This is a genomic window from Desulfolutivibrio sp. (genome assembly GCF_036584575.1).
GTDB lineage: Bacteria > Desulfobacterota > Desulfovibrionia > Desulfovibrionales > Desulfovibrionaceae > Desulfolutivibrio.
Window position 1 is genome coordinate 1 of sequence record NZ_JAZHDB010000173.1, and the last position, 2809, is coordinate 2809.

At 63.9% G+C, this 2809-nt stretch carries 3 protein-coding genes; 1 reads left to right on the forward strand and 2 read right to left on the reverse strand.

The genetic code is table 11. The annotated features are described in order from the left end of the window. A partial coding sequence (locus V3572_RS12615) for a tetratricopeptide repeat protein (RefSeq protein ID WP_332111364.1) occupies nt 1-367 on the reverse strand: 367 nt, incomplete at its 3' end. A 116-nt stretch (nt 368-483) separates the two neighbouring features. Further along, nucleotides 484-1545 carry a sigma-70 family RNA polymerase sigma factor gene (locus tag V3572_RS12620; protein WP_332111365.1) on the reverse strand — a complete coding sequence of 354 codons (1062 nt, stop codon included), beginning with the start codon at nt 1543-1545 and terminating at the stop codon, nt 484-486. 237 nt (nt 1546-1782) lie between these two features. Between V3572_RS12620 and V3572_RS12625 the strand changes: the two genes are divergently transcribed. Beyond that, nucleotides 1783-2809 (forward strand): homocysteine S-methyltransferase family protein (locus tag V3572_RS12625; protein WP_332111366.1); only part of this gene is annotated, 1027 nt, incomplete at its 3' end.

Below are 2809 nucleotides of genomic sequence, written 5' to 3' on the forward strand. Positions count from 1 at the left end.
GCATCTGGTAGGCGCTGGCCAGATAGAAGGCGATCTGTTTTTCCTCGGGGAATTGTCGCGTCGCATCTTCAAGGACCACGATGGCCGCATCGCGCTGGTTGGCGCCCCATTGCAGATTGGCAAGATCCAGAAGGATTTGTGGCGTGGGCGACAGCTTCGCCAGGGTGGCCAGCACGGTGGCGGCCTGGTCCCGGTCCCCGGCGCGCAGGAGATCCTGGAAGATCAGAAAATAATAGTCCGCAGCGGCGCGCGGCGACAGCTCTTTGGCAGACATCCCCGGCAGACCTGGCGTTTTGGGCGAGCAGGAGTTGCTTATCAGGCACGGCAAAAGCGCCAGAACGAACAGGAAATGGAAGCGATATCGCATGGAGAAGGTCCGGGGGTCATCCGGCATGGCCGTGTCGGGTTTGTGGTGCCGGAGGCTTGTGGCCAGCCCCCAAGGACCGCTTGCGCGGTGCAACGTGCGCCATGCACACAAAAACGCTAATCGTATTTCTTGATCCAGTCTGCGGAAAAATCCTCGATCTTGTTCGAGAGATGCTCTTTGAGCTTCTCGAGCAGCCTGGACTCGATCTGGCGCACCCGTTCCCGGGTGATGCCGTATTTGGCCCCGATTTCCCGCAGCGTCAAGGGCGAATCCGACAGGATGCGGTTTTCAAGCAGATCGCGCTCCTTGTCGGACAGCCTGGGCCGGATGGTCGCAATGTGTTTTTCAAGTTGGCGCGAGATCTCGTCGTCGGCCAGCATTTCTTCGATGCCAGGGGTCAGGGCGGGCAGGAAGTCGATGCGCGAGGCCGAGGAGTCCTCCCCGATGGACACGTCCAGGGACATGTCGTTGCCGCTTAGGCGCTGCTCCATCTCCAGAATTTCCGACTCGCTGACGTTTAAGCTTTCCGAGAGCTTCGAGGTGCTGGGCGTAAACCCCATGGTCTGGAGGCGCTGGCGTTCCTTGTTCAAATTGTAGAACAGCTTGCGCTGGGCCTGGGTGGTCCCGATCTTGACCAGCCGCCAGTTGTCCATGATGTATTTGAGGATGTAGGCCTTGATCCAGTAGGCGGCGTAGTAGGAGAACTTGATGCCCTTTTCCGGGTCGTATTTCTTGACCGCGCGCATCAGCCCCACGTTGCCTTCCTGGATCAGGTCCAGGACGTTTTGCATCCAGCGGCGCTGAAAATCCATGGCGATCTTGACCACCAGCCGCAGATGCGAAGACACCAGCCGAAAGGCGGCGTCCTGGTCGCCCTGGTCACGGACCTTGCGGGCCAGGTCGAATTCCTCGTCCTGGGCCAGCATGGGAAATTTGCTGATCTCGCGCAGATAGAGCTGGAGGGGATCGCGGGTGGCCATGCCCGTGCGCTTGAAATCCAGGGGCGCAGGCAGATGGGCCGAATCCACCTCCACATCGCCCGAAAGGCCGGGCGATTCGTCCGGCTCGTCGGGGTCGCCTGGCTCCAGCAACAGTTCCTCCGCATCCTCGCTTTCAACGGGGATGGACGGTTCGGACTGGGCGGCGGCGTCGTTAATATCTTCGTGTGTCGTCTTCATCTTTGGCGAAAAAAAGGGCGGCTCGCGGGATACGAGCAAACCGTTGGTCCGTGGGGGCGCCGGGAGGACAGGGACTTTGGGTAGAGGCGGCTTAGCCACTTGACGAGCATAGAGTTTTTGTTTGTCCTTTTCAATGTTTTTCAGTAGACGAAAGCGCGTTTCGCCTCCGACGCCGGTCGGATGCGCGTCATTTCCCGGCCGGTGGGCGATCCCGGCCGACAAGCCCAAGGATATCCCATGAACAGAGCCAGACGGGCGCTTTCGTCCGGAGACATCCTCATTTTCGACGGGGCCACGGGAACCCTCCTGCAACAGCGCGGGCTCCCCCCGGGCCAGTCCCCGGAACTTTTCGGCCTGGACAACCCCGAGGCCGTCAAAACCTCGCACCAGGATTACATCCGGGCCGGGGCCCACGCCGTCACCAGCAACACCTTCGGCGGCTCCCGCTTCAAACTGCCGTCGGGTACGGACGTGACGGCCGTCAACCGCCGCATGGCCGAAATCGCCCGGGAGGCCGCCGGGGACCATGTGCTGGTGGCCGGAAGCATCGGCCCCACGGGCAAATTCGTCCAGCCCATGGGCAAGCTGACCCTGCGCGATCTGGTGGACGCCTTTGCCGAACAGGTGCGCGGGCTAGTCCAGGGCGGGGCGGACCTGCTCATCGCCGAGACCCATTTCGACCTGGCCGAGGCCAAGGCCATGGTCCTGGCCTGCCACGAGGTCTGCGACCTGCCCGTGGCCGTGAGCATGACCTTCGAGGGCGCGGCCTCGCTGACCGGCACGCCTCCCCTGGTGTTTGCCGACACCATGCGCAATCTGGGCGTTGATCTGATCGGCGTCAACTGCGGCCTGGGCCCGGCGGGCATGATGGACGTGGTGCGCCAGTGGCTGCCCCGGGCCTCCATGCCCTTTCTGGTCAAGCCCAACGCCGGGCTGCCCCGCCTGGAGGACGGCCGCACCGTGTTTCCCATGGGCCCCGAGGAGTTCGCCGCCGAGACCGCGAAGTTCGTGGAGCTCGGGGCCAAGGTCTTGTGCGGCTGCTGCGGCACCACCCCGGCCCACATCGCGGCCCTGGCCCGGGCCGTGGCCGGACGCCCCTGGCGGCGCCCCGAGGCCGACGCGGCGTCCATGGCCGTCACCTCCCGGGCGCGTACCGTGGCTGTGGGCGGCGGCCATCCCCTGGCGGTCATCGGCGAGCGTATCAACCCTACGGGCAAGCCCGTGCTCACGGCCGAGCTGCAAAACGGGGAGTTGGCCGAGGCCG